At 69.6% G+C, this 25692-nt stretch carries 21 protein-coding genes and 1 riboswitch; of the genes, 7 read left to right on the top strand and 14 right to left on the bottom strand.

Annotated elements, in window-relative coordinates; translation table 11 throughout:
• Positions 1-176: 176 nt before the first annotated feature.
• On the bottom strand, positions 177-1697 hold the full coding sequence (locus tag QO010_RS15735) for a helicase HerA-like domain-containing protein (RefSeq protein ID WP_307350616.1): 1521 nt from the start codon (positions 1695-1697) through the stop codon (positions 177-179).
• Between the two features lie 86 nt (positions 1698-1783).
• Here QO010_RS15735 and QO010_RS15730 point away from each other — a divergent pair, with 86 nt between their 5' ends.
• Together QO010_RS15730 and QO010_RS15725 are read left to right on the top strand one after the other, a co-directional pair.
• Positions 1784-2875, top strand: a complete 1092-nt coding sequence (locus QO010_RS15730) for an AI-2E family transporter (RefSeq protein ID WP_307350615.1) — start codon at positions 1784-1786, stop codon at positions 2873-2875.
• A 371-nt stretch (positions 2876-3246) separates the two neighbouring features.
• Complete coding sequence (locus QO010_RS15725) at positions 3247-8091, top strand: NAD-glutamate dehydrogenase (protein ID WP_307350613.1); 4845 nt, start codon at positions 3247-3249, stop codon at positions 8089-8091.
• Between the two features lie 200 nt (positions 8092-8291).
• Here the strand turns inward: QO010_RS15725 and QO010_RS15720 are convergent, their stop codons facing one another.
• Positions 8292-9080, bottom strand: coding sequence for a dienelactone hydrolase family protein (locus tag QO010_RS15720; RefSeq protein ID WP_307350611.1), 789 nt, complete (start codon positions 9078-9080; stop codon positions 8292-8294).
• Positions 9081-9183: 103 nt separating this feature from the next.
• On the opposite strand from QO010_RS15720, the gene QO010_RS15715 reads away from it, so the two are divergent.
• Positions 9184-10041, top strand: coding sequence for an isocitrate lyase/PEP mutase family protein (locus tag QO010_RS15715; RefSeq protein ID WP_307350608.1), 858 nt, complete (start codon positions 9184-9186; stop codon positions 10039-10041).
• Here the strand turns inward: QO010_RS15715 and purH are convergent.
• Positions 10013-11602 carry a bifunctional phosphoribosylaminoimidazolecarboxamide formyltransferase/IMP cyclohydrolase gene (purH, locus tag QO010_RS15710; protein ID WP_307350606.1) on the bottom strand — a complete coding sequence of 530 codons (1590 nt, stop codon included), beginning with the start codon at positions 11600-11602 and terminating at the stop codon, positions 10013-10015. The genes QO010_RS15715 and purH overlap by 29 nt on opposite strands.
• A gap of 20 nt (positions 11603-11622) precedes the next feature.
• Positions 11623-11702, bottom strand: a riboswitch (ZMP/ZTP riboswitch).
• A gap of 396 nt (positions 11703-12098) precedes the next feature.
• Here purH and QO010_RS15705 point away from each other — a divergent pair.
• Positions 12099-13277 (top strand): BaiN/RdsA family NAD(P)/FAD-dependent oxidoreductase, encoded by a 1179-nt coding sequence (locus QO010_RS15705; protein WP_307350605.1) that lies wholly within the window; start codon positions 12099-12101, stop codon positions 13275-13277.
• Here the strand turns inward: QO010_RS15705 and QO010_RS15700 are convergent.
• The 8 genes from QO010_RS15700 to QO010_RS15665 form a co-directional block, all read right to left on the bottom strand.
• Positions 13246-14088 (bottom strand): hypothetical protein, encoded by an 843-nt coding sequence (locus QO010_RS15700; protein WP_307350603.1) that lies wholly within the window; start codon positions 14086-14088, stop codon positions 13246-13248. The genes QO010_RS15705 and QO010_RS15700 overlap by 32 nt on opposite strands.
• 13 nt (positions 14089-14101) lie before the next feature.
• A complete protein-coding gene (locus QO010_RS15695) occupies positions 14102-14593 on the bottom strand; it encodes a DUF1993 family protein (protein WP_307350602.1) in 492 nt (163 codons plus the stop codon).
• 271 nt (positions 14594-14864) lie between these two features.
• The gene (locus QO010_RS15690) at positions 14865-15638 is read right to left on the bottom strand and encodes a pseudouridine synthase (RefSeq protein ID WP_307350600.1); all 774 of its coding nucleotides are present in this window, start codon (positions 15636-15638) and stop codon (positions 14865-14867) included.
• Positions 15639-17354 carry a heparinase II/III family protein gene (locus tag QO010_RS15685; protein WP_307350598.1) on the bottom strand — a complete coding sequence of 572 codons (1716 nt, stop codon included), beginning with the start codon at positions 17352-17354 and terminating at the stop codon, positions 15639-15641. It abuts the gene before it with no gap.
• Between the two features lie 7 nt (positions 17355-17361).
• A complete protein-coding gene (rpe, locus tag QO010_RS15680; RefSeq protein WP_307350596.1) occupies positions 17362-18027 on the bottom strand; it encodes a ribulose-phosphate 3-epimerase in 666 nt (221 codons plus the stop codon).
• 358 nt (positions 18028-18385) lie between these two features.
• Entirely contained in the window at positions 18386-19681 is a 1296-nt protein-coding gene (locus QO010_RS15675; protein WP_307350594.1) for an RsmB/NOP family class I SAM-dependent RNA methyltransferase, read from the bottom strand.
• Between the two features lie 44 nt (positions 19682-19725).
• Positions 19726-20109 (bottom strand): hypothetical protein, encoded by a 384-nt coding sequence (locus QO010_RS15670; RefSeq protein WP_307350591.1) that lies wholly within the window; start codon positions 20107-20109, stop codon positions 19726-19728.
• Positions 20110-20187: 78 nt separating this feature from the next.
• Positions 20188-20583: a hypothetical protein gene (locus tag QO010_RS15665; protein ID WP_307350589.1), complete on the bottom strand. Its 396-nt coding sequence runs from the start codon at positions 20581-20583 to the stop codon at positions 20188-20190.
• A gap of 125 nt (positions 20584-20708) precedes the next feature.
• On the opposite strand from QO010_RS15665, the gene QO010_RS15660 reads away from it, so the two are divergent.
• Together QO010_RS15660 and QO010_RS15655 are read left to right on the top strand one after the other, a co-directional pair.
• Positions 20709-20909 carry a DUF1674 domain-containing protein gene (locus QO010_RS15660; protein WP_307350588.1) on the top strand — a complete coding sequence of 67 codons (201 nt, stop codon included), beginning with the start codon at positions 20709-20711 and terminating at the stop codon, positions 20907-20909.
• 340 nt (positions 20910-21249) lie between these two features.
• The gene (locus QO010_RS15655) at positions 21250-22116 is read left to right on the top strand and encodes a hypothetical protein (RefSeq protein WP_307350586.1); all 867 of its coding nucleotides are present in this window, start codon (positions 21250-21252) and stop codon (positions 22114-22116) included.
• Positions 22117-22311: 195 nt separating this feature from the next.
• On the opposite strand, the gene pyrF is transcribed toward QO010_RS15655, so the two are convergent.
• Positions 22312-23016 (bottom strand): orotidine-5'-phosphate decarboxylase, encoded by a 705-nt coding sequence (pyrF, locus tag QO010_RS15650; RefSeq protein ID WP_307350584.1) that lies wholly within the window; start codon positions 23014-23016, stop codon positions 22312-22314.
• An 87-nt stretch (positions 23017-23103) separates the two neighbouring features.
• On the opposite strand from pyrF, the gene QO010_RS15645 reads away from it, so the two are divergent.
• Entirely contained in the window at positions 23104-23790 is a 687-nt protein-coding gene (locus QO010_RS15645; protein WP_307350582.1) for a MarC family protein, read from the top strand.
• A 200-nt stretch (positions 23791-23990) separates the two neighbouring features.
• Here the strand turns inward: QO010_RS15645 and QO010_RS15640 are convergent, their stop codons facing one another.
• Together QO010_RS15640 and QO010_RS15635 are read right to left on the bottom strand one after the other, a co-directional pair.
• Positions 23991-24791, bottom strand: a complete 801-nt coding sequence (locus QO010_RS15640; protein ID WP_307350579.1) for an SDR family NAD(P)-dependent oxidoreductase — start codon at positions 24789-24791, stop codon at positions 23991-23993.
• 170 nt (positions 24792-24961) lie between these two features.
• Entirely contained in the window at positions 24962-25570 is a 609-nt protein-coding gene (locus QO010_RS15635) for a flavodoxin family protein (protein ID WP_307350577.1), read from the bottom strand.
• Positions 25571-25692: the final 122 nt, after the last annotated feature.

Genomic DNA, 25692 nt, shown 5'->3' with positions numbered 1-25692 from the left:
GTCGTTGGGGGTCCTTGCGGCGCTGGTGGGTTGCACGACGGTGGGAAAGGGCCCCCAACGAGCCTCCAGCTTCGCTGTCGGCCCACTTCCCCCGCCAGCGGGGAAAGGGCTGGCAACCCTGTCCGGCAGATGTGTGAATGCGGTAGCCCGTTGGGAGAAGGGAAGTATGGGGCCTTCTACCGCCGCAAACTCCCCAGCACCCCGCGCAACAACTCCCGCCCGACCTGGCTGCCGATCGAGCGCAACATCGACTTGGCGAAGGCCTCGCCCATGCCTTGTCGGTTCGACGAGCGGCGGGGGGCCTCGTAGCGGGGCGCGCGCTGGGCCTGCTGGCGCTCCCACTGTTTTTCCTGGGCGGCGCGGTCCTTGGCGGCCTGGGCTTCCGCCTTGTCGAGGTCCGCCTGACGAGACGCCTGGGCCTGGCGGGCGGTCAGGGCCTCGAAGGCCGAGTCGCGGTCGATGGTCTGGTCGTAGAGGCCGCGCACCGGCGAGGCCTGCGATGTGGCGTCGCGCTCGGCCGGGGTGACGGGGCCCAGGCGCGAGGCGGGCGGGCGGATCTTGGTGCGCTGGACGATGGTCGGGGCGCCCTTTTCGTCGAGGACCGAGACCAGGGCCTCGCCGACTTCCAGGGCCTGGATGGCCTCCGCGGTGTCGAAGGCCGGGTTGGGGCGGAAGCTGTCGGCGGCGGCTCTGAGGCCCTTCTGCTCGGCCGGGGTGTAGGCGCGCAGGGCGTGCTCGATGCGGTTGCCCAGCTGGCCCAGCACGGTGTCGGGAATGTCGGCCGGGTTCTGGGTCACGAACCAGACGCCCACCCCCTTGGAGCGGATCAGCCGGACGACCTGCTCGATCTTCTGCAAGAGGGCGCCGGGGGCGTCGCGGAACAGCAGGTGCGCCTCGTCGAAGAAGAACACCAGGCGCGGCTTTTCCGGATCGCCGACCTCGGGCAGCTCCTCGAACAGCTCCGACAGCAGCCACAGCAGGAAGGTGGAATAGAGCTTGGGGCTCTGGATCAGCCTGTCGGCGGCCAGGATGCTGACCAGGCCGCGGCCCGAGCCGTCGACCCGCATCAGGTCGGAGAGCTTCAGGGCCGGCTCGCCGAAGAAGTCCTCGGCGCCCTGGGTTTCCAGGCTCAGCAGGGCCCGCTGGATGGTCCCCACCGTGGCGGCCGAGACGTTGCCGTATCTGGCGTCGATCTCCTTCTCGTGCTCGGCGACATATTTCAGCGCCGCCTGCAGGTCCTTCAGGTCGAGCAGCAGCAGGCCCTCGTCGTCGGCCAGCTTGAAGACGATGTTGAGCACCCCCTCCTGCACATCGTTGAGCTCCAGCAGCCGGGCCAGCATCACCGGCCCCATCTCCGAGACGGTGGCGCGGATGCGGGCGCCCTTGTCGCCGAACAGGTCCCAGAAGATCACCGGCGGGGCGTCGGGCCGCAGCTCCAGGTTCATGCCGGCGGCCCGGGCCTGCATCTTCTCGTTGGGGGCGCCGGGCTGGCTGATGCCGGCCAGATCGCCTTTCACGTCGGCGGCGAACACCGGCACGCCGTTGTCGGAAAAGGCCTGGGCCAGAATCTGCAGGGTGACGGTCTTGCCCGTGCCGGTCGCCCCGGCCACCACGCCATGGCGGTTGGCCCGGTTCAGCAGCAGGGTCTCGGGCTTGTCGCTATAGCCGATCAGGATGGAATTGGCGGGCAGGTCCACAGGCGGTCTCCGGTTGCGAAGCACAGTCTAGCTTCCGGCCGCGCCTTGGCCCAACATTCCCGCGCCCCAAATCGCGAGACACCGACATGGCCACCGCCAAGCCCCCCATCAAGGTCGACAACACCGCCCGCAACGCCGTCGTGGTCATCGCCGTGGTGTTGTGCGGCGCGACGATGAAGTGGCTGACCGGCATCCTGGCGCCGCTGGCCCTGGCCATCTTCCTGGCGGTGATGATCGACGGTTTCGCCCGGGTGCTGCGCGAGCGGGTCAGGTGGGTGTCCGAAGACGCCGCCCTGCCGGTGGCCATCGTCACCGCCATCCTGCTGTTCGGGGCCGCGGCCTTCGTGGTCGGGGACAACGCCGCCGGGTTCGCCGCCCAGGTCGAGGACTACACCCCGCGCCTCAACGCCCTGATCCGCCGGGTCTACGCCCTGCTGGGCCAGCAGGCCCCGGCCTCGGTGGAGGAGCTGGTCCGCAACGCCAACCCAGGCCAGTATCTGGTGACGGTGGCCAACGGGGCCCGGGCCTTCCTGGGCCCGGCCTTCTTCGTGCTGATCTATCTCGCCTTCATCATCGCCTCGCGCCGGGGCTTTAGGCGGAAACTGGTGGCCATGTTCCCCCACCACCTCGAGCGCGACGACGCCATGGCCACCTTCCAGGCCATCCGGGTAGGAGTGGAGCAGTATCTCTGGGTGCAGACCGTCACCGGCCTGATGATCGCCGCCGCCTCCTGGGTGGTGATGATGCTGGTCGGGCTGGACAACGCCTTGTTCTGGACCTTCATCATCTTCCTGACCTCCTACATCCCGATCATCGGCGGCATGGTCGGCACCTTCCTGCCGGCGGCCTTCGCCTTGTTGCAGTTCACGACCTGGTGGCAGGCGGCGGTGGTGTTCGGCGGCCTGCAGGCGGTGCAGTTCATCGTCGGCACCTTCATCCTGCCCAAGATGCAGGGCGACAGCCTGAACATGGACCCGGTGGTGGTGCTGCTGTCCCTGGCCTTCTGGGGGGCCATCTGGGGGATGCCGGGGATGTTCCTCTCCACCCCGCTGACGGTGATGGTCATGGTCATCCTGGCCCAGTTCCCCGGCTCGCGCTGGGTCGCCATCCTGCTGAGCGCCAACGGCAACCCCCATACGCCGCCGCGGCATGCGGAGGTGTCGGAGGGGATGGGGTAGGCCTCTTCCTCCCCGCGAAGCGGGGGAGGATTGAATTATTTTATGTTGCAGTGCAGCAAAAAGCTTGCATTCCCGCCCGAGGCGACTATCTGAAGCTCTGTCGGGGAACACCCCCCTGTCCCCGACGATGATCCGGCGCCTCTCCTCCCCCCTGCGGCGCCGGAACGAAGCGTCCCACCCCAATGCGGTGGGGCCCCTGCGCCGCCGGATCCCCCCTCCGGCGGCGCTTTCGTGTCCGCTCTATGAAATTTCGGGGTCAAAAACACCCCTGATAGAAAGTTTCTGAAGAAACTTCTTGCTTCCGGGTCCGACCCGCGTTTGATCCCCACCCCAAGCAGGCTAGGCTTGCACAAATTCCCATGGGGACACCGATGAAGGGTTCGAACCTTCACCTCGCCGGCGCCGACGCGGGCGAACTGGCCAAGGCTTTCCAGGCGCGGCTCAAGGGCAAAGGATCGCCCAGTGGACCGGCCGCCGACTTCCTGGGCCAGCTGACCCAGGACCTGGCCGACGAGGACACCCCCTCCCAGGATCCCGCCGACCTGGCCATCGCCTTCGCCGACTTCTGGGCGTTCGGGGAAAAGCATGAGGGCGAGGCGCCGCTCATCCGCCTGCGCCGCTGGAAGGGCGCGGATGGCCGCGACCTCGGCCGCGACCTCTTGGAAATCGTCCAGCCCGACCGGCCCTTCCTGGTCGACAGCATCATGGGCGAGATCGCCGAGGGCGGCCTGACCGTCCGGGCCCTGTTCCATCCCATCGTCGCCATGGGGAAGGGCCGCCACGAATCCCTGATCCAGATCCAGCTCGACCCGGTCGGCGAGGACCGCGAGCAGGCGGTGGTCGACGCCGTGGCCGCGGTGCTGGCCGATGTCCGCCTGGCGGTCGACGATTTCGACGAGATGCAGGCCCTGATGGCCCGCACCATCCGCGAACTGGACGCCGCCCCGACCCGGGTCGCCGCCGACCTGAAGGCCGAATACCACGCCTTCCTGCAGTGGCTGGAGCACGAGCACTTCGTCTTCCTGGGCGCCCGCATCTACGAATATCCGCGCACCGCCGACGGCGGCTACGCGGCCGAGGAGCCGCTCTACCAGCCCGAAGGGAGTCTCGGCGTGCTGCGCGACCAGGCCCGCGCCGTGCTGCGCCGGGCCAGCGAGCCGGCCATCCTGTCGGCCCAGGTGCGCCGCCACCTGGAGACCGCCGACCCGCTGATCGTCGCCAAGTCCAACCTGCGCTCCAAGGTCCATCGCCGCGGCTACATGGATTACGTCGGGATCAAGCGCTACGGGGCCGACGGCAAGCCCTCCGGCGAGGTCCGCTTCGTGGGCCTGTTCACCGCCGAGGCCTATGACGCCCCGGCCAAGGACGTGCCGCTGGTCCGCCGCAAGGTGGCCCGGGTCATCGAGCGCGCCGACCGGGTGGTCGGCAGCCACAGCGACAAGCGGCTGCGCAACATCCTGGAGACCTGGCCGCGCGACGAGCTGTTCCAGATTCCCGAGGACCAGCTGCTGGAAATGGCCCAGGGGGTCATGCACCTCTACGACCGGCCCCGGGTGGGCCTGTTCGCCCGCCGCGACCCGTTCGACCGCTTCATCTCGGTGCTGCTGTTCGTACCGCGCGATCATTATGACAGCCGGGTCCGCCAGCGGGCCGGCGAGATCCTGGCCGACGCCTGGCGCGGCCGGGTCAGCGCCTACTATCCCAGCTTCAGCGACGCGCCGCTGGCCCGGGTCCACTTCATCATCGGGGTCGAGCCCGGCAATCACGACGAGCCCGACCTGGGGCTGGTCGAGGACGAGATCGTCGAGGCCGTGCGCACCTGGGAAGACCGTTTCGACGCGGCCGTGCGCGGCGGCGGGGCGGCCTCGGGCCAGGTGGCGGCCATGCTCAGCCGCTGGGGCGGGGCGTTTTCCAGCGGCTACCGCGACTATTACGACGCCGACGAGGCCCTGGCGGACCTGGGCGAAATCGACGCCATGGGCGAGGACAGCTTCCGGGTCCGGGCCTTCCGCAAGGTCGGCGATTCGGTGCTGCAGTTCCGCTTCAAGCTCTATCACCGCGGCGGCCCGGTCGCCCTGGCCGACGTCACCCCCATCCTCGAGCGCATGGGGCTCAAAGCCCTAATCGAGGACGCCTTCGAGGTCAGCCCGCTCGATCGGGCGGGCGGGCGCCAGACCGTCTGGGTCCACGACTTCCTGCTCGAGGACGAGCGCGGCGAGCGGTTGACCTTCGCCGACATCCGCGACCCCTTCGAGGCCACCTTCACCGCCGTCTGGACCGGCCAGTCCGAGAGCGACGGCTTCAACCGCCTGGTGCTGGAACTGGGCGTTTCCTGGCGCGAGGCGGCCCTGGTCCGGGCCCTGGCCAAATACCGCCAGCAGTCGGGGCTGGACCCCAGCCAGGTGGTGCAGGAACAGGCGCTGGGCGACTATCCGGCCGTGGCGCGGCTGATCCTCGACCTCTTCCGCATCCGCTTCGACCCGGCGATCAGCGCCGATATCGAGGCCCGCCAGATCCAGGCCGGCGCGGTGATGGCCGAGATCACCACCGCCCTGCAGACCGTCGAGAGCCTGGACGCCGACCGGGTGCTGCGCCGCCTGGCCGCCCTGGTCGCCGCCCTCAAGCGCACCAACTTCTACCAGACGGGCGCCGACGGGCAGCCCAAACCCTACATCAGCTTCAAGGTCGCCAGCCGCGAGCTGGAAGACCTGCCGGCCCCCAAGCCGTTCCGGGAGATCTTCGTCTGGGCGCCGCATGTCGACGGCGTCCACCTGCGCTTCGGCCCAGTGGCCCGTGGGGGCCTGCGCTGGTCGGACCGGCGCGACGACTTCCGCACCGAGGTGCTGGGGCTGGTCAAGGCCCAGCAGGTCAAGAACGCCGTCATCGTCCCCGTCGGCTCCAAGGGCGGCTTCTTCCCCAAGCAGCTGCCGCGCGGCGGCGCGCCCGACGCCATCCGGGCCGAGGGTATCCGGGCCTACAGGACCTTCCTGTCGGGCCTCTTGGACATCACCGACAATATCGACGCGGACAACAAGGTCGTGCGGCCCACGGGCTGCGTCATCCATGAGGGCGACGATCCCTACCTGGTCGTCGCGGCGGACAAGGGCACGGCCACCTTCAGCGACATCGCCAACGGCATCGCCGAGGACTACGGCTTCTGGCTGGGCGACGCCTTCGCGTCAGGGGGATCGGTCGGCTACGACCACAAGGTGATGGGCATCACCGCCCGCGGCGCCTGGGAAGCGGTCAAGCGCCACTTCCGCGAGCTGGGCAAGGATATCCAGGCCGAGCCCTTCACCGTCGCCGGCTGCGGCGACATGTCGGGCGACGTGTTCGGTAACGGCATGCTGCTGAGCAAGCAGATCAAGCTGGTCGCCGCCTTCGACCACCGCCACATCTTCCTCGACCCCAATCCCGAGCCGGCCTCGAGCTGGGACGAGCGCAAGCGGATGTTCGACCTGCCCCGCTCCAGCTGGGACGACTACGACAAGGCCAAGATCAGCGCCGGCGGCGGGGTCTTCGCCCGCAGCCTGAAGTCCATCCCGCTGAGCGACGAGGTCAAGGCCCTGCTCGACACCAAGGCCGCCAGCCTGTCGCCGACCGAGCTGATCAACCTGATCCTCAAGGCCAGGGTCGAGCTCTTCTACCTCGGCGGCATCGGCGCCTATGTGAAGGCCAAGACCGAGACCCAGGCTGACGCGGCTGACAAGGCCAACGATCCGGTGCGGGTCAACGGCTCGGAACTGCGCTGCAAGGTGATCGGCGAGGGGGCCAACCTGGGCCTCACCCAGGCCGGCCGCATCGAGTTCGCCCTCGCGGGAGGCCGGATCAACACCGACGCCATCGACAACTCCGCCGGGGTCGACAGCTCCGACCACGAGGTCAACATCAAGATCCTGACCGGCATGGCCGAGCGGGCCGGCAAGCTCAGCCGGCCCGACCGCAACACCCTGCTGGCCTCGATGACCGAGGATGTCGGCCATCACGTGCTGCGCCACAACTACGACCAGACCCTGGCGCTGTCGCTGCTCGAACGCGACGCGCCGGCCGAGCTCGACGCCCACGCCCGCTTCATGACCGACCTGGAGAGCCAGGGGCGGCTGGACCGGCGCGTGGAGGGCCTGCCCGACGCCGCCGTGCTGGTCGAGCGGGCGGCGGCCGGCAAGGGCCTGACCCGGCCGGAGCTGGCCGTGCTGCTGGCCTATGGCAAGCTGACCCTCAACGACGACATGGTCGCCGGCAAGGCGGTGGACGATCCCTACTACCTCAAGACCCTGGAGGGGTATTTCCCCGAGCCGCTGAAGCGCTTCGAGGCCGAGATGAAGCAGCACCGGCTGCGGCGCGACATCATCGCCACCGTGGTCGACAACGCCATCGTCAACCTCTGCGGCCCCGGCTTCCCAGCCCGCCTGCGCGCCGCCGCCGGCTGCGACACCGACGCCCTGACCATCGGCTTCTCGGCGGCGCGGGAAGTGCTGCGCTTCGACGAGGCCTGGGCCCAGGTCGCGGCCCTGGACGGCAAGGCTCCGGCCGCCGGCCAGATGGCCCTGTTCAAGGCCCTGGTCCACACCCTGCGCTCCCAGACCTTCTGGCTGGCCCGCCGGGCCGCCCAGGGCCTGGGCGTCCAGGCCCTGATCGACGAATACCGTCCCTCGCTCGACGCCCTGAAGGGCCTGATGCCCGGGCTTCTTTCGCCCTTCGAGCAGAAGGCCGTGGCCCGCCGGGTCAAGGATTTCGTCAGCGACGGCGCCCCCGAGGCCCTGGCCCAGGCCATCGCCATCCTGCAGCCCCTGACCACCGCCGTCGACCTGGTCGACGCCGCCAACGCCTCCAGCTGGCCGGTGGCCAATGTCGCCCGGCTCTATCACCGGGTCGGCGCCACCTGGTCCTTCGACCGCCTGCGGGCGGCGGCGGGCGAACTGCGCGGCGGCGATCATTTCGAGCGCATGGCCGTGCGGCGCCTGGTCGAGGACATGCTGACCGAACAGACCCTGCTGACCAAGGCGGTCATGAAGTTCGCCGGCGGCGCCCAGGGCGCCGACACCGACGAGGCCGCCAAGTCGACGGTGACCTCCTGGGCCCAGATGCAGTCCGGCCCCGGCCGGGCGGTCAAGCGCACGGTCGACGAGATCGAGGCGGCCGGCGGCGGCTGGAGCTTCGCCAAGCTGACCATCGCCAATGCGGCGCTGCGGGAACTGGCCAACTCGGCAAGCTGACTCCTGAAATCCTCCCCCGGAGGGGGAGGGGGACCATGCGAAGCATGGTGGAGGGGGTCCACCACTACATCCCCCTCTTTCCAGCTAATCGCAGCCGGTCAGCCGCGTTCTATCCTGATGTCTGAATGCAGGCTCAAACCCCCTCCACCACCGCTTCGCGGCGGTCCCCCTCCCCCTCCGGGGGAGGATTGTCGAGGCCGCTACCCAAACGCCCGCTTCAGCATCCCCGCGTAGAGCCCCCGCGACGTCTCCAGCAGATCCGGCCGATACTTCGCCCGCGGGTCATTGGCGTGATCATCATCGAACGCATGGGTCGCGTCCGGGAACAGCGTGGTCTCCACGCTCACCCCATCCCGCGTCAGCCGCTGCAGCGCCTTCTGCGGCCCGTTCACGCCGACCACCTGGTCCTTGCCGCCCAGGATGGCGGTGACCGGCGGCTTGGCGCCCGGCCAGCCCTGGGCCGAGGTCAGGGAGGGGAAGCTGGCATAGGGATAGACCAGGAAGGCGCCCTTGACCCCCTGCAGCGCCGCCGGGTCGGCGTCGGCGATGCCGGTGACGCGGGCGGCGTTCGACCCCATGGCCAACGCGTCCATGATCGTCCAGCCGCCGTGGCTCCAGCCGGCCAGGGCGATGCGGTCGGGATCGGCCCAGGGCTGGGCGCGGGCCCAGGCCAGCATGGCGAAGACGTCCGCCGCCCGCTGGGCGCCGCGAAGCGTCGTGCCCGTGCAGACAAACAGCTTGCCGTCCAGGTTGCTCATGCCGCGCGGCCGGAAACTGTCGATGGTCACGGCCGCGACGCCCAGGTCCGTGGCGGTCTTGCCGTAGGTCTGCAGGAAGGGCTCGGCCCCGCCGCAGCCGTGGAACTGCAGCACCACCGGCACGCGGGCCATGGCCAGCAGCGGCCGCTGCACGGTGGCGCCGCGGGCCAGGACCTCGCCCCACTCGGCCGCCTTGAGGCCCGCGCCGCCCGTCCGCCCAAGCTGGATCACGCCCCGCCCCTTCTGTTCGCTGCTGCCACTTTCGAACCGCCAACCCGGCGATTTCGTGGCCAGGCTTAGATAGGATGGCGCCGCACCGATCCCAGAGGCCCAGATGACACAGACCCAGCGCGCCAATGCCTTTCTCGCCCTGCACAAGGCCCCCGGCGGCTTCATCCTGGGCAACGCCTGGGACGCCGGCAGCGCCATCCTGATGGCCGCCGAGGGCTTCAAGGCCATCGCAACCACCAGCGCCGGGGTGGCCTTCTCGATCGGCAAGCCCGACTACCGGGTCGGCGATCCGCGGGTGGCGGTCAGCCGCGAAGAGACGCTCGCCCGGTTGGCCGAGTTGACCTCAGCGGTCGACATTCCGGTCAACGCCGACCTCGAGGACGGCTATGGCGAAGCCCCGGAAGCCGTCGCCGAGACCGTGCGCCTCGCCGTGGCGGCGGGCGCGGCCGGCGGCAACATCGAGGACATCGGGGCGGGACCGGACCTCTATGACGAGGCCCTGTCGGTCGAGCGCATCGCCGCCGCCCGGGCCGCCGCGCCCCACTTCGTGCTCAACGCCCGCACCGACGCCCTGCAGATCGCCGGCCCCGAGGGCCTGGCCGAGGCCATCCGGCGCGGCAACCGCTACCTGGAGGCCGGGGCCGACTGCGTCTTCGTCCCCGGAACCGGCGACCTCGACCTCATCCGCACCCTGGTTCGCGAGATCGCCGGCCCGCTGAACATCGTCGTCGGCCTGACCAGCGCCAACGCCACCGCCCGCCAGATGCTCGAGGCCGGCGTCCAGCGCATCAGCACCGGCGGCTCCATCGCCCGGGCGGCGCTGGGCCTGGTGCGGCGGGCGGCGCGGGAACTGCTGGACGAGGGCACGTTCGGCTACGGCGCCGGGCAGATCGGCCAGGGCGAGCTGAATGCGTTGTATTCGACGGCGCGGCTCAATGCCGGAACACCCGAACCCCGGTAAACGCCATGGCGATCCCCGCCGCGTCCGCCGCCGCGATCACCTCCTCGTCGCGGATCGAGCCGCCGGGCTGGATCACCCCCGTCGCCCCCGCCTCCGCCGCTTGAATGAGCCCGTCGGCGAAGGGGAAGAAGGCTTCCGAGGCGCAGGCGCTACCCTTCAGGTCCAGGCCGAAGTCGGCGGCGCGCATGGCGGCGATGCGGGCGCTGTCCTTGCGGTTCATCTGGCCGGCCCCGACGCCCAGGGTCTGGCCGCCGCGGGCGAAGACGATGGCGTTGGACTTGACGTGCTTGGCGATGGTGAAGGCGAACAGCATGTCCTCCACCTCCTGCGGGGTGGGGGCGCGTTTGGTGACGATCTTCAGGTCGGCGGCGGTCAGGCGCGCCGTGTCACGGCTCTGGACCAGGAAGCCGCCGGCCACCGAGCGGAAGGTCTCGCCGGCGTCCAGGGCATTGGGGAGGCCCTCGGTGACCAGCAGGCGCAGGTTCTTCTTCGCCGCGAACACCGCCACCGCGTCGTCGTCGGCGCCGGGGGCGATGACCACCTCGGTGAACACCTCGGCGATGGCTTCGGCCGCCGCCCGGTCCAGCCGGCGGTTGACCGCCACGATGCCGCCGAAGGCGCTGACCGGGTCGCATTCCAGGGCCCGGCGGTGGGCTTCCAAGAGGTTCGGACCGGTGGCGACGCCGCAGGGGTTGGCGTGCTTGACGATGACGCAGGCGGCGTCGGGCCCATCGAACTCGGCGGCCAGCTCGAAGGCGGCGTCGGTGTCGGCGATGTTGTTGTAGCTCAGTTCCTTGCCCTGCAGCTGGCGGGCGGTGGCCACGCCCGTACGGCGGTGCTCGAAGCCGTAGAAGGCGGCCGACTGGTGGCTGTTCTCGCCATAGCGCAGGGTCTGGATCAGCCGGCCGGCGATGGCCTTGCGCGGCGGGGCGCTCTGGCCGAGCTGGCCGGCGAACCAGGCCGAGATGGCCGCGTCATAGGCGGCGGTGCGGGCATAGGCGCGGGCCGCCAGGGTCTTGCGCAGGGCCAGCGACGTGCCGCCCTCGGCCTTCAGCGCCGCAAGGACCTCGGCCATGTCGGCGGGGTCGGTGCAGACGGCGACATAGCCGTGGTTCTTGGCCCCCGAGCGGATCATCGCCGGCCCGCCGATGTCGATGTTCTCGACGCAGGTCTCGTAGTCGCCGCCGGCCGCGACGGTGGGTTCGAACGGGTAGAGGTTCACATAGACGAGGTCGATGGCCCCGATCCCGTGCTCGCCCATCGCCGCCGCATGGGCCGGGGCGTCGCGCACGCCCAGCAGGCCGCCGTGGACTTTTGGGTGCAGGGTCTTGACCCGGCCGTCCATCATCTCGGGAAAGCCGGTGAGCTCGGCGACGTCCTTCACCGGTATGCCGGCCGCGGCGATGGCCGCCTTGGTGCCGCCGGTCGAGACCAGCTCGACCCCGGCGTCGGCGAGCGCGCGGGCGGCGTCGATCAGGCCGGTCTTGTCGGAGACGCTGATCAGGGCGCGCTTGAGGACGACCTTGTCGGGCGAGGGCGGGAAGTCGGGGGCGGCGGGCATGGCTTGGGCTCCGGTCTGTCGAGTGGAGCCCAGGCGCGCGGCATATGAGGCCCGCGCTCCCCGGTGGTTCTCCACCTATGCGCCAGTCACGCGGACGGCGTCCGTATAGGCGCGGTCGGGCCAAAAGGGAAGGAGTCCACGAACCACACGAACCACACGAACGGGAGCGAACTCCGAGGGTCTGGGCTGGTGGACGCGTGGGAATTTTGGGGTCGCTTCGCGACAGGAAGAGAAGTTTAGAGGAGAAGAGCAAGCGACGGCGGCTCGCGGGATGCGCCGCAGGCCGTCCTTCGAATTGATTGCCTGCGGCGCTTTGGTAGCTGGCTGAACCGCTTACACTTCTTCTCTTCCCTTATCTTCCTGTCGCGAAGCGACCCCAAAACCCACGTCCGGACGAGCCCCGGCGCCGGCAGTCATCGCGCAGGCTCGTTCGTGTGGTTCGTGTGGTTCGTGGACATTCCTTCCCTTCCCCGCCCATCCCGACTAACTCCCCGGCATGGAAAACTACGACGTCATCGTGATCGGCGCCGGGGCCGCCGGGATGATGTGCGCCATCGAGGCGGGCCGGCGCGGCCGCTCGGTGCTGGTCATCGACCACGCCAAGGCGCCGGGCGAGAAGATCCGCATCTCCGGCGGCGGGCGGTGCAACTTCACCAACACCCGCACCGAGCCGAAGAACTTCCTGTCGGCCAACCCCAAGTTCGCCATCTCGGCCCTGCGGCGCTATCGCCCCACCGACTTCATCGCCCTGGTCGACCGCCACCACATCGCCTGGCATGAGAAGACCCTGGGCCAGCTGTTCTGCGACGACAGCGCCCGGCAGATCGTCGCCATGCTGCTCGAGGAGATGGAGGCCGTGGGCGCCCAGCTGCGGCTGGAGACCAGCGTCACCGCCATCGACAGGACGCCGGAGGGCTTCCGGCTGATCGCCGGCGGCCGCACCGTGACCTGTACCTCGCTGGTCCTGGCCAGCGGCGGCAAGTCGATCCCCAAGATGGGCGCGACCGGCTTCGCCTATGAGGTCGCCGCGAAATACGGCGTTCCGGTCGTTGAGACCCGCCCGGCCCTGGTGCCCCTGACCTTCGATGTCAGCCTGCTGGAGCGGCTGCGCACCCTGGCCGGGGTGGCGGTCGACGCCCGGGTCTCCAGCGGCAAGACCCGTTTCGAGGAGGCCATGCTGTTCACCCATCGCGGCGTCAGCGGCCCGGCCATCCTGCAGATCTCCTCCTACTGGCGCGAGGGCGGCGAGATCGAGATCGACATGGCGCCGGGGACCGACGTCTTCGAACTTTTGCGCGAGGCCCGCCGGACCAGCGGCAAGCAGGCGGTCGCCACGGTGCTGTCCCGCATCCTGCCCAAGAGCCTGGCCAACCACATCGCGGTCACCGGCGGCGCGGTGGGCAATATCGCCGACGCCAACGACGCCCTGCTGCGCCGGCTGGCGGGGTCCGTGAGCGCCTGGCGGGTCAAGCCGGTCGGCTCGGAGGGCTACCGCACCGCCGAGGTCACCCTGGGCGGCGTCGACACCGACGCGCTCGACTCCCGCACCATGGCGGTGAAGGCGGTCCCGGGCCTCTATTTCATCGGCGAGGCGGTCGACGTCACCGGCTGGCTGGGCGGCTACAATTTCCAGTGGGCCTGGGCTAGCGGCTGGTGTTGCGGGCAGGCGGTCTAGGAAAGAAAGGCCCTATGGTGGGCGGCCCGCCTTCGAAGACGGGCGTGAGGGAATCCCAAGTGGTCCCGTGCGGAAGGTGCCGCAGTTCCCCGCCATTAAATCGAGCCCAAGCCTCCAACATGCTCGCAAAAAAGGTCAATTCAGGTTGTGTTTCGTTCGAACGAGAAACGAACAGTTGGGGGTACCCTAGGGAGCCATCTGGAAGTCGAACCTTGTGGCTTTCAACGCTCACCCAAATATATTTGAGATGCTCATATCGGTCCTCGGAAGACTCAATGGCGGATCGAATTCCATAGCCGATACTAGCCGCGTCGATCATGCGTTCTGACTCGTTCATTATGACCAACAAGCCAGATGCGTGGCTTAGACCAAGCCTTCGCTTCGTTTCCAAAACCTGATTGTTCGATTTGTAGAGATGACGACGAACAGCACGAATGGATAGATCGATAACCAGTTTGGACATTTCGTGCCCGTCTGGCATTGCACGAAATATCGCCGCCAGTCCGTAACGCCCCATCACTATGGGAGCGCCAGGCTGGGAGAACCATTCTTGCAGGCGATGCTCGACGCGATTCTTGGGGTCGCCGTTTATTGTCTTAAGCTCGGCGACGATGTTGCGGTTATTTAGTAAGTAGTCAGCTTTTTCGCCAGGGCCGAGCTGTCGGGCTAGGGAAGGCTCATCCAACGACTCAGTGCTGTCTCCGGTCGTCATGAACCGGAGCATCCGATCTTCAAGGCCAGCCTCAGGACATATTGGTGCCTGCAGGACAAAAACAAAGAGTCGCAGATCGGTGTCGTTATCCGTGTTCACCGCCCAATCGCCTCTACAGCCCGCCCGCGAACAGGTCCGGCTTGCCGATCTGCACGCCCTTGGCCCGCAGGATGCCGTAGGCGGTCGAGAGGTGGAAATAGAGGTTGGTGGTGGCGAACACCGTCAGCCACTGGCCGGACGGCAGGGTCGGCTCCATGCCGTTGCCGAGGGGATAGGTCAGCGGGACATCGTCGCGGCCTTCGAACTGCGCGGCGGTCAGCCCGGCCAGATAGGCCTTCGCGTCGACCAGGGCGGCCTTGAAGCCGGCGACGTCCAGCTGGTCGTTGACCTCGGCGGGCAGCGGCAGGCCGGCGACCCGCGCCGGCCACAGGCGGGTGAAGTTGCAGACCACCATCAGCTGGAAGCGCAGCGGCGCCATGTCCTCGATCAGCCGCCAGTCCAGGCAGTCCTCGCCGCCGGCTTCCGCCCCCTTGTCCAGCAGGTGATCGGCGGTCGCGACCTGGCGCGAGAACAGGTCGACGAAGGTGAACAGGCTGACGGTCATCGGAGGCTCCCCCATGGATTCGTTTTGCGGCGATCCTGACGATAGGGGATGGAACTGCAACTGCTTTACGGGGGTCGAGGTGGGTTTAAATCTGGAAGGAAGAGAAGGGGAAGAAGAAGCGTAAGGGCCTGAGCCGCCCCGTGATTGCGCCGCAGGCGACCGATCTGAAAGACGGCCTGCGGCGCCGGCCGCCAGGTCCCGGCCCCTTGCTCTTCTTCTTCCCCTTCTCTTCCTTCCCGGATTAATCCCACGGCTGGCGCCTCCAACCCCGCTAGCCCCTCGGAACCGAATCCCGGATCAGCGCCGCCCGCTCCTCCGCCGTCAGGGCCCGCCACGACCCCTCCGGCAGGTCGCCCAGCTTCAGCGGCCCGATCCTCAGCCGCAAAAGGTCGGTCACCTCCAGGTCGACCATCTCGCACATCCGGCGGATCTGGCGGTTGCGGCCCTCGGTGAGGATGAAGCGCAGGGTTCCCTCGCCCTCGGACCGCACCTTGGCGACCTTCAGGTGGCGGCCGTCCAGGGTCAGGCCATGGCGCAGGCGGCGGACCTTGACCTCGGTGACCGCCCCCGAGACCCGCACCAGATATTCCTTGTCCAGCGCCGAGTCCGGCCCGATCACCGCCTTGGCCAGCACCCCGTCCTCCGACAGGATCAGCAGGCCCCGGCTGTCCATGTCCAGCCGGCCCAGCGGGGCCAGGCGGTTGTGCAGGTCCGGAATGGCGCTCTCGCCGACCAGCCGCTCAGGCGTCAGCAGCCGCACGGCCGGAACCTGGTCTTCGTCGGCATGGGCCGACACCACCCCCACCGGCTTGTGGATCACCACGCTGAGCGAGCTTTCCAGCCCCGCCTGGGCCGCGTCGGACAGCACCAGGGTCTGGCCGGGCAGGATCTTGCGGCCGGGATCGGTGACCACCTCGCCGTCGATGCTGACCAGCCCCGCCCCGATCATCCCCTCGGCCTCGCGCCGCGAGCAGACCCCGCTCTGGGCCAGCCAGCGGTTGACCCGCTGGGGCTGCGGCTCGTCATAGCGTCGGGTCCAGGCCATCTACCCCTCCGCCCGCGACAGTTTCCAGCGGATGCGGCCGCCCTTGTCGAGCCGGACCTGGCCCTTCAGCACGATCTGCTGGGCGCGGTGGGGCTGGCCGTCCTCGAAGTGGGCGCTGGGCTGCAGGCTGACCTCGGCGGCGTCGTTGCGCAGCCACCAGCCCTGGTCGGAGGGGCCGCGCAGCAGGATGCTCTTGTTGTCGCGGGCGATGCTGGCCCGGCAGTCGGGATGCAGGTGGAAGCGCACCGCGAAGGGCATGTAGCGGCGCGGGGCGGCGTTCGGCCTGGCTTCCTCTTTGGCGTCCTTGGGGGCGAAGCTGTCCTCGCCGCGCAGTTCGCCGGCGACCTTGTCGAGATAGAGGCGGCGCTCGTGGACCAGGCCCGTGCGTCGGACCCAGCCGTCATGGAACAGCTCCAGCCAGGCGGCCACGTCGCTGTCATGGCGGCGGGCCTCCACCTGGCGGGGGGCGCCGGTCAGGCGGGGGCCCAGGCCATAGGCGGCCAGGCCCTGCAGCGGCCCGCCGGTGATCAGCTCGCCCAGATGGGCGGTGGAGGCGGCGTCGATCAGGCGCAGGGCCCCGGGGCCGGCGGCGTCGGGGCTCCAGCCGCAGGCGGTGACCAGCCGGTCGGCGCCGCAGACGATCTCGATGGCCAGGGGCTGGGCGCAGGCGCCGACGCTCCATCTGCCCTGGGCCGGCGGGGCGGCGTCGGCCAGCACGGTCAGGCCGCCGCCGTCCAGCCGCTGGAAACCCCCGAAGGCCGCGCGGGAAGGGCCGCCGCGTCCCGCCTCGTCGTGGGCCACCGCAGCGGCCACGGTGCGGGGATCGCGGGCCTCGCCGCCCTGCAGCACCGGCAGGGCGCCGTCGGGCAGGGTGAAGAAGCGCAGCGCCGCGGTCAGCCGGTCGATAGCGCGGTTGATCTCGTCGGGCCCGGCCTGGCCGCGCTGGTGCAGGGCCTCGTCCAGGGTCATCAGGTCGAAGAGCAGCTCCAGGCCCCGCTCCGGCGAGCGGCTGGCGTGAACGCCGTCGGGGCGGACGGCCTCGGGAAGCTCGGCCTTCAGCCGGTCCATGGCGTAGTCGATCAGCGCCTCGCCCGGCTCGCCGGCCAGGGCGCAGCCGGCCACCCCCGCCGCCACGGCCCGCTCGACATGGCGGTCGGGGCTGATGGCGATGCGGGTCAGGTGGCGGGCCTGGCGGGCCAGGTCCTGGGTGAAGGTCTGGGCCTCGGCGTCGGAGGCCCCTGCCGCCAGCCGCCGCGCCGCGCAGGCCAGGTTGAACACCCGCCGCTCCAGCACGTCTGGCCCCCAGGAAAACCGGTTCCACTTGCCGAACACCCGCCGCCAGTCGAGCACAAGGCGCAAACCTTGGGCGGCGGCCTCGGGCCCGACCGACAGCAGATCGCCCATCCAGCCCATGCGGTGCAGCACGATGCCGAACCGGCGGTGCGGCAGCGCCCGGTCCCAGGGATCGCCGCCGGGCCCGACCAGCAGTTTCGCCCCGGCCAGCTCGAACTGCCCGGCCAGGATCTGGCGGCCCCGGGCCGGATTGACCGGGCGCAGGTCGTGGGGGTTGGCGGCCAGGCCCTGGGCGGCCGGGCTGGCGATGGCCAGGCGGTGCAGCGGATTGCCGAACCATTCCCGCTCGCCCTGGCGGCGAAGGGCGCCGCCTATGCCGCCGGCCAGGTTCGCCAGGGGTTCCAGGACTGGGGTGCGCGCCACCGTCCGGTCAGCTCCCTCGCAGCGCGCGGATGTTGTCGGCGTAGGCGCCGGGGCCGCCCTTGAACACCGCCGTGCCGGCCACCAGGGCCGTGGCCCCGGCCGCGATGCACAGCGGGGCGGTCTGCGGCGTGACGCCGCCATCGACCTCCAGCGGGATGTCGCGGCCGGTGGCGTCGATCATCCTGCGCAGGGTTTCGATCTTCTTCAGCTGCGAGGTCATGAAGCTCTGGCCGCCGAAGCCGGGGTTGATCGACATGACCAGGACCAGGTCGACCTCGTCCATCATGTATTCGATCACCGATGGCGACGTGGACGGGTTGAACACCACGCCCGCCTTGGCCCCCAGCTCGCGGATGCGCTTGAGGGTGCGGTTGAGGTGCGGGCCGGACTCCGGATGGACGCTGACGATATTGGCGCCGGCCGCAACGAAGGCCTCCAGGAAGGGATCGACCGGGGCGATCATCAGATGCACGTCGAAGGGGATGGCGACGTGCGGGCGCAGGGCTTTGACGATGTCGGGGCCCAGCGTGATGTTCGGGACGAAATGGCCGTCCATGACATCGACATGCAGCCAGTCGGCGCCGGCCGCTTCCACCGCGCGCGCTTCCTCGCCCAACTTGGCGAAATCCGCCGCCAGGATGGAGGGGGCGATGATGGTCTTGGGGGCGCTCATGGGGTTGGGACTTAGCCTCAAGCTTGGGGCCGGGACAAGGCGTGGGTGGAAGTGGATTGGTCCGCGAATCGCACGAACTGGAGAGCCGACCGCTGGCGGCATGGGACGTGGGATTAAATTGGGAAGGAAGAGAAGGGTAAGAAGAAGAGTGAGCGAAGGCGCTGGAGCGAGCCTGGGCCGTCAGAGCCCGGCTATCTTTTCGAGGCGCTTCGCGCCTCAATAGGATCCTGTTCGAGCGTGGCCCAGGCGCGGTCGATCCTTCGTCCACAGCCCCTCGCTCTTCTTCTCTCTTCTTCTCTTCCTTCCCAATTTAATCCCACGCCCAAGCCGCTCACGGCCTCTCAGTTTGCGCTCGGGATCAGGCCTTGCGCACCAGCCGCGCCGCGAAGAAGCCGTCCATCCCCCCCGCCATATGCTGGGGCAGGATGCGCAGCCAGCCCTGGGGCGTCACGCTCGCCTCAGGCGAACCGCCTTCGCCCGGCTGGATGGGGTCGGTGGCGAAGTCCGGGTTTGAGCCCAGGAAATTGCGGACCTGGCTCTCGCCCTCCTCGGGCTCCAGGGAGCAGACGCAGTAGACCAGCCGCCCACCCGGCTTCACCCGCCCCGCCGTGGCGGCCAGCAGGCGGGTCTGGACGGCGGCCAGCTTGGCGATGTCGGCGGGGCTGGAGGCCCACAGCACGTCCGGGTGGCGGCGGAAGGTCCCCGTCGAGGCGCAGGGGGCGTCGAGCAGGACGGCGTCGAACTGCCGTTCGTCGCGCCAGGCGTCGCCCTCGGCGGTGACGACCTCGGCGGTGAGATTCATGCGGGCAAGGTTGTCGCGCAGCCTCGCCAGGCGCGGGGCCGAGCGGTCCAGGGCCGTGACCGTCGCCCCGGCGGCGGCCAGCTGCAGGGTCTTGCCGCCGGGCGCGGCGCAGAGGTCCAGGGCGGTCTCGCCGGGTTTGACGCGAAGCAGCCGGGCGGGGATGGCGGCGGCGGCGTCCTGCACCCACCAGCGGCCCTCGGCGAAGCCGGGCCAGAGGGCGACATCGCCCTTCAGGGCCGAGCGCAGGGTGAGGCCGGGCAGGACCGTGGCTTCGAGATCGGCGGCCAGGGCCTGCGCCTCGGCCGGATCGCGCGGGGTGAGGTCGGTGGCCGGCTCCTGGGTCACGGCGGCGGCGATGCCGGCCAGGGCCTCCTCGCCATAGGCGGCGCGCCAGCGGGCCGACAGCCAGGCGGGCAGGACGGTGTCGACGGTCTCCATCGGCGGGCCGTCGCGCAGCAGGCCGCGCAGCACGGCGTTGACCAGGCCCTTGAGCCGCTGGGTGTTCTTGCCCCGGTCGGCCAGCTCGACGCTGGAGGCGACGGCGGCATGGTCGGGGACGTTGAGCCAGAAGGCCTGGGCGACGCCGAGCCTAAGGATGGTCAGGACGCGCTCGGGCGGCGGCCGCGAGAGCTTGCCCTGCAGGGCGTTGTCGATCGGACCCAGGTGTCGCAGGGCCGCCAGGGTCAGGGCCCGGGCGAAGGCGCGGTCGCGCGGCTCCAGCCCCTTGAGGGCCCCGCTCGACAGGGCTTCATCGAAGCCGCCGCGACGGGCCAGGGCCGCCTCGAAGAGGGTGATGGCGGCTTGGCGGGCGGGCAGGCCGGCGTCGCCGGCGGAAGGTGCTTGATCGGTCACGCCCGCCCCGTGCCCCCTTTAGGGGCCGGTGGCAAGGCCTGTGATCAGGCCGGCTTGCGCCAGAGCGACAGCACCGAGACGGCGAACAGCAGCATGCCGATGATCACGGTCAGCTCCGGGATCGGCATCAACGGCCCGATCTCCTTCTCGTGGCCCGACAGCAGGTAGGCCAGCATCGGGGTCATGATGATCACCCCCAGCGTGGACACCGCCCAGTTGGCCCAGGCCAGCCGCCGCGAGGCGCGGTCGCCGGCCAGGGCGTAGAAGGTTCCCATGATCGACAGGGTCACCCAGCCCAGCAGGTTCAGGTGGGCGTGGGCCGGGGCCAGGATGAAGTTCTGGGTGGCTCCCATATAGCTGCCCCAGACCATGCCGGTCAGGCCGCAGAGCAGAGCGGTGGTGAAGAAGGCGAGTGAAACGCGCGGCATCTGGATTGTCCCCCGACAATGGATCGGGGGACGAAACCAGCGTTCGCTCATCTGCGCAAGTTTCGACCCGTTTTGGGTCTAGGCGGCGACCGTGCGCGGGCCGCGCGAGGCGGCCAGGATCAGGTTGGCCCCGAACAGCAGCATGCCGCCGACCAGGCTGAACTCGCCGATCATCAGGAACGGGACGACGCCCTTGTTGCCCAGCAGCAGCAGGGCCAGCGAGGGAATGCAGAACAGGATGCCCAGGCTGGAGACGGCCAGGTTGATCCAGGCCAGGCGGGTCGAGGCGCGGGCGCCGGCCAGGGCGTAGAAGCCGCCCATGAGGGCCAGGCTGACCCAGCCCAGCAGGTTGAGGTGGGCGTGGACCGGCATGAGGGTGAAGTTCTCGGTCGCGCCCATGGCCATTCCCATGCCCATGCCGATGATGCCGCAAACGAAGGCGACGATGAAGAAAGCGTAAGAAACCCTGGGCATTGAATGCTCCCCTTGTTGATGGCGACACCGGGAGGTCCGGCGTCCAGGGGGCGGATCAAATACAACGTCGTTTTTTGTGAACAACCATTGTTTTCTTAAATCGCATCCATCATGAACTCTATGTCATGAGCGATGATCTTGAACGCCCCGAAGGCGCCGCCCCCGACAAACCGCTGAGCCCGGCCGCGCGCCGGGCCCTGGAAGAAGCCGCCGCCCGCCGGGCCGCCGCTTCCGCCGAACTGCCGGCCGAGCTGGGCGGCCCCAAAGGCCCCGAACCGACCCGCTTCGGCGACTGGGAGCGCAAGGGCATGGCGGTGGATTTTTAGGGGAGCGCCTCTCCTCCTCGCTTGCGAGGAGGAGCGAGGGACACGCCGAAGGCGGCGTCCCACGGAGGAGGATCCTTGCGGCGGTTCAGCATTCTGCCAGCGCTGGGTGTTTCCCCCGATACGTGGCCGCTGACTGTCGCCTCACCCGCTCGGCGGGCTGGCGCCCAGCCGAGTCGACCTCTCCTCTGAGAGGAGAGGAGGCGCGTTGGCGTCTTCGCCCTCCCCTTAACCCTAACATCCCCCCTCACGCGCGAACCGCGCCTCGCCCCCGAGGGGCAAGCGCTGGAAGCCCGCCAGTCCAGCGCTCAGGTTGCGCGATCAGACCTGGGTGGAGGCTTTCATGGGCCGCTGGCTGCTGCGTACTTCTCTGGCGATCCTGACCCTGTTCGTGCTGGCCCGGGCCGCATCGGCGGCTCAGACCGGCGGCCCGCTCTATGCGGGCCCGCCGCCGTCCGCCTCGCCCCCGCTGGCCGGGGGTCCGCCGCCCAGCTGCGCGCCCATGCCCTGCGGCTATATCGACGGCGGTATCGTGCCGGGTCCCGGCGGCGGCTATGTCAGCGCCAATCCGCCCTATGTGTCCGGCCCGCCGCCCGCCTATGTGGACCCCAACCCGCCCTACGATGTGCAGGGTCCGCCCCCAGTTGCTTATCCGCCCTCGGCCTATCCGCCGACCGCCTATGTCGATCCCGATCCGCCCTACTACAACACCCAGCAGTCGTCGGGCGGTTCGACCTATTACCGCGACGACCGCTACGGCCCCGCGCCCGGCCCGGGCTGCAATCCCTGCGGCCAAGGCGCCGGAGGGGGCGGCGGCGGCGAATGGAGCCAGGGCTATGTCACCGGCTATCGCGACGGCTACCGGGACGGCTATGGCGACGCCCTCTATGGCGGCGGCTACAGCCAGCAGTCCTATGACCGCCGCTGGAATTCCGGCTGCGGCTGCTATCCGCCCCCGCCGCCCTGCCAGCCGACGCCGCGCTACAACTGCCGCACCGGCGAGGTCAGCCTGAACGACAACTTCTTCTACGGCGGCGGCGGGGTCGAGCCGCCGATGCTCAGCTATGGCGGCGGGGGCGGCGGCGGCTATGCCGTGGCCGGCGCCGGGGCCAGCGCCTCGGCCTATGCCAGCTCCAGCGTCAGCATCCGCTACGGCGGCCGCGGCGGCGGCCGTCCGCCCAAGGGCCGCGGCGGCTGCGGCTGCAAATAGCGGCTAGGCGCGTTTCCGGGCGTTTGAGCGGGCAGTTTCCACCCCTTCCCGAGTTCCCTGGCGAAGGCCAGGGCCCATACGGGGCCGGCCACCCTGCTCGCGGTCTTTAAGGACCCTCAGCTTGGGCCCTGGCCTTCGCCAGGGAGACCGGGGATGGAATGGGCAAACCGTGATTCATCATAGGCGGAGAACGTCCTAGACTACAGCCACCCCGCCCATCTCCTCGACGATGGCGATGGCCGCCGCCCGGGGGTCGGGCGCGGCGGTGATCGGCCGGCCGATGACCAGGTGGCTGGCCCCCTGGTCCAGGGCGAAGCGGGGCGTGGCCGCCCGGGCCTGGTCGTTGAGCGCCGCCCCGGCCGGCCGGATGCCCGGCGTCACCACCAGGAAGTCCGGACCGCCGATGCGGCGCGCCAGGGCCGCCTCCTCCGGGCTGGCCACCACCCCGTCGGCTCCGGCCGCGATGACCTGGCGGATGCGCCGCTCGACCAGGGCCTCGACCCCCATGCCATAGCCGATTTCGGCCAGGTCCTGGCCCGACAGGCTGGTCAGCACGGTGACCCCCAGGATCTTGACCGCGCTGTCCGACCCTCGCCCCTTGACCGCCGCCGCCAGCACCTGGGGCTGGGCGTGGACGGTGAGGAAGTCGCAGGCCCCCGTGCCGGCGATGGCCGCCGTGGCCTTCTCGACCGTCGCGCCGATGTCGTGCAGCTTCCAGTCCAGAAAGACCTTGCGGCCGCGCTTCTTGAGGTCGGCGGCCATGGCCATGCCGCCGGTCGCCAGGAGCTGCAGGCCGATCTTGTAGAAGCCCACGCTGTCGCCCAGCCGCTCGACCAGGGCCTCGGCCTCGGCGCGGGTGGGCAGGTCCAGGGCGACGATCAGGCGTTGGTCAGCAAGCACGGTCTTAGCTCCCGGGTGGCGCGCGGGCGCGACCCGCCCTAGAGAAGGGGTCGCGCGGCGGATTCAATTGAAGGCTAAGGGGTTCGAATGGGCCAGAGCGCGTTCTTCGTCAACTTCTTCGTGGCGCTGTTCGCCCTGATCGACCCGATCGGCAACGTGCCGCTGTTCGCCGCCGCCACCGTTGGGGCCTCGCCGGCCGGCCGGCGCTGGGTGGCCGCCTATATCTCGGCCTTCGCCTTCGTGTTCATGGCCTTCTTCTGGTTCACGGGCGTGTCGCTGCTGCAGTTCTTCGGCATCTCGCTGCCGGCCTTCCGCATCGCCGGCGGGGTGATCCTGTTCATGCTGGGCCTGAACATGACCCGCGACGACTTCACCGCCGCCTTCGCCGACGCCGCCGAGACCGGCGAGCCGGAAACCGCCCGGGCCTATGCCCGCAAGCGCTTCGAGCGGCTGGTGGTGCCCTTCGCCATGCCGCTGCTGATCGGACCGGGCGCCATCTCCACGGCGGTCATCTATGCCGGCGAGGCCCACCATTTCGGCCTGGCGGGCCTGGGCGTGGGGCTGGGGGCCATCGCGGCGGTCTGCCTGGTGACCATGCTGTGCTTCTGGCTCAGCCCCCTGATCTCGCGGCTGCTGGGCAAGATCGGCATGACCATCGTGGTGCGGGTGCTGGGCCTGATCCTCTGCGCCCTGGCGGTGCAGTTCGTCATCGCCGGCATGGCGGAAGTGACGCATGGCATGGTGAGGCCGTCTGTGGCGACGCCGTATCAGTAGGCGTGGCGGGGGCGGTGGGCGCCGCTAGGCTTCACCACGAACAACACGAACAACACGAACGGGCGGCGATGACCCGCGCGCGCTCGGCCGAAGGCCCGTCTTGATTCACCGACCCTGCGGGTCATTCGAGGGAGCAGCTCGGACCGTTCGTGTTGTTCGTGTTGTTCGTGGTGAATTTCTTAGGGCCGGCGATGCCGCCCTCACACCTTCCGGAACCGCCCCCCCTGCCCCGCCATCAGCGCCAACGCCCAGTCGTCGGGGATGAGCTTGGCGAAGGCGGCGATGGCCTTGTTGGGGGCGCCGGTGACGCAGACCGGGCGGTTGGCCTCGGCGGCCTCGTAGCCGCTGGCCGCCACCTCGTCGGCCCCCAGCCACAGCCAGGCGGGGGTGGAGGCGTTCAGCATCTCGCGCGCGCCGTTGACGTCATGGAATTCCGACCAGGTGAAGCCGGGGCACAGGGCCGTCACATGCACGCCGGTGTTGAGGTTCTCCAGGTGCAGGCTCTGGGAGAACTTGATCAGGTAGCTCTTGATGCCGGCATAGAGGGTCTGGCCCACCGATCCGGGGACCAGACCGGCCAGGGAGGCGACATTGACGATGCGGCCGAACTTGCGCTCGACCATGCCCGGCAGCACCCGGTGGACCAGCTCGGTCGGGGCGGTCAGCATGACCTGCAGGCTGTCGCGCTGGTCGATCCAGTCGGTGGCCGCGAAGGTCCCGTTCAGGCCGTAGCCGGCGTTGTTGACCAGGGCGTCGACCTCGCGGCCATGGGCGGCGACGGCCTCGAGGATGGCGGCGGGGGCGGCCGGGTCGGCCAGGTCGGCGACGATGGGAATGGCCTCGACCCCGAAGCGCAGCGAGATCTCCTGGGCCAGGGCCTCCAGCCGATCGCCGCGCCGGGCGGTGATGGCCACGTCATAGCCGTGGTCGGCATAGATGCGGGCGGAGGCGGCCCCGATGCCGGCGGAGGCGCCGGTGATCAGGGCGAGACGGCGAGCCATGCGGGCGGACCTTGTTCGAAGCAGCGCCCCGAACTTGGCCCGCCCGCCGCGCAAGTCAAGCAGTGGGGGGCCGGAACGCAATCCGCCGGGCCGGCGGATAAATTGCGTTCCAGCTTTTAGTGGAGAGCCTGTTCATCCCGATCAGGTTGAAGACCTGATCGGGACAGGCTCTACGCTGCTTGTTCCAGCGCCGGCTGGGCCCCGCGCGACCAGCGCAGGGCGGCGAGGGCCACCCGCTCGCCAAGCAGGCGGGCGGTCTCGCGGTCGCCCGCCGGCGGGGTGATTTCCGGCGAGGCGTTGTCGGACTGGGCCGAGAGGCCGATGAACGAGCCGACCCGGTTGAGGGTCTCGGGGCCGCGCTCGGCGGCGGTGACGGCCGGGGAGGGAATCCCCAGGTTGATCCAGTTCATCCCATGCTGGGCGGCCAGGATGGAGAGGCTGGACAGGGCATGCAGCTTGTCGCCGGCATAGCTGTGGCTGTTGGTGAAGCCCGCGGCCAGCTTGTCCTTCCAGGCCCCGGTGAAGAAGGCCTTGGAGCTGGCGTCGGCGAAGGCTTTGAACGGTGCCGAGACATCGCCCATGTAGGTGGGGGCGCCGAAGACGATGGCGTCGGCCTCGCCGGCCGCGTCGACCAGCGGGCCCATGTCCTGGGCCAGCGATTCGATGTGCAGCAGCACGGGCTCGGCCCCGGCGTCGCGGACGCCCTGGGCGAGGCTGTCGGCCAGGACGGCGGTGTGGCCGAAGCCGGAGTGATAGACGATGGCGACCTTGGTGGTCATGGGTAAATCCCCTGTTTTCCGAAACTGGAACAGTGGCGATTACATAATCGCGGCCAGCGTCGGCGCAAGGCAATTGGAACAAGATCGGTTGCAATAATTCTGAGGGCGGGGTGGAGGAAAAG

Source organism: Caulobacter ginsengisoli, assembly GCF_030814835.1.
GTDB lineage: Bacteria > Pseudomonadota > Alphaproteobacteria > Caulobacterales > Caulobacteraceae > Caulobacter > Caulobacter ginsengisoli.
This window is presented reverse-complemented; position numbering and strand designations above follow the sequence as displayed.

Bases quoted from the DNA above. Each gene is read 5' to 3' on its own strand.
- QO010_RS15730 (WP_307350615.1), top strand. From the start codon at position 1,784: ATGGCCACCGCCAAGCCCCCCATCAAGGTCGACAACACCGCCCGCAAC.
- QO010_RS15725 (WP_307350613.1), top strand. From the start codon at position 3,247: ATGAAGGGTTCGAACCTTCACCTCGCCGGCGCCGACGCGGGCGAACTG.
- QO010_RS15715 (WP_307350608.1), top strand. From the start codon at position 9,184: ATGACACAGACCCAGCGCGCCAATGCCTTTCTCGCCCTGCACAAGGCC.
- purH (WP_307350606.1), bottom strand. From the start codon at position 11,602: ATGCCCGCCGCCCCCGACTTCCCGCCCTCGCCCGACAAGGTCGTCCTC.
- QO010_RS15705 (WP_307350605.1), top strand. From the start codon at position 12,099: ATGGAAAACTACGACGTCATCGTGATCGGCGCCGGGGCCGCCGGGATG.
- QO010_RS15695 (WP_307350602.1), bottom strand. From the start codon at position 14,593: ATGACCGTCAGCCTGTTCACCTTCGTCGACCTGTTCTCGCGCCAGGTC.
- QO010_RS15690 (WP_307350600.1), bottom strand. From the start codon at position 15,638: ATGGCCTGGACCCGACGCTATGACGAGCCGCAGCCCCAGCGGGTCAAC.
- rpe (WP_307350596.1), bottom strand. From the start codon at position 18,027: ATGAGCGCCCCCAAGACCATCATCGCCCCCTCCATCCTGGCGGCGGAT.
- QO010_RS15670 (WP_307350591.1), bottom strand. From the start codon at position 20,109: ATGCCGCGCGTTTCACTCGCCTTCTTCACCACCGCTCTGCTCTGCGGC.
- QO010_RS15665 (WP_307350589.1), bottom strand. From the start codon at position 20,583: ATGCCCAGGGTTTCTTACGCTTTCTTCATCGTCGCCTTCGTTTGCGGC.
- QO010_RS15660 (WP_307350588.1), top strand. From the start codon at position 20,709: ATGAGCGATGATCTTGAACGCCCCGAAGGCGCCGCCCCCGACAAACCG.
- QO010_RS15655 (WP_307350586.1), top strand. From the start codon at position 21,250: ATGGGCCGCTGGCTGCTGCGTACTTCTCTGGCGATCCTGACCCTGTTC.
- QO010_RS15645 (WP_307350582.1), top strand. From the start codon at position 23,104: ATGGGCCAGAGCGCGTTCTTCGTCAACTTCTTCGTGGCGCTGTTCGCC.
- QO010_RS15640 (WP_307350579.1), bottom strand. From the start codon at position 24,791: ATGGCTCGCCGTCTCGCCCTGATCACCGGCGCCTCCGCCGGCATCGGG.
- QO010_RS15635 (WP_307350577.1), bottom strand. From the start codon at position 25,570: ATGACCACCAAGGTCGCCATCGTCTATCACTCCGGCTTCGGCCACACC.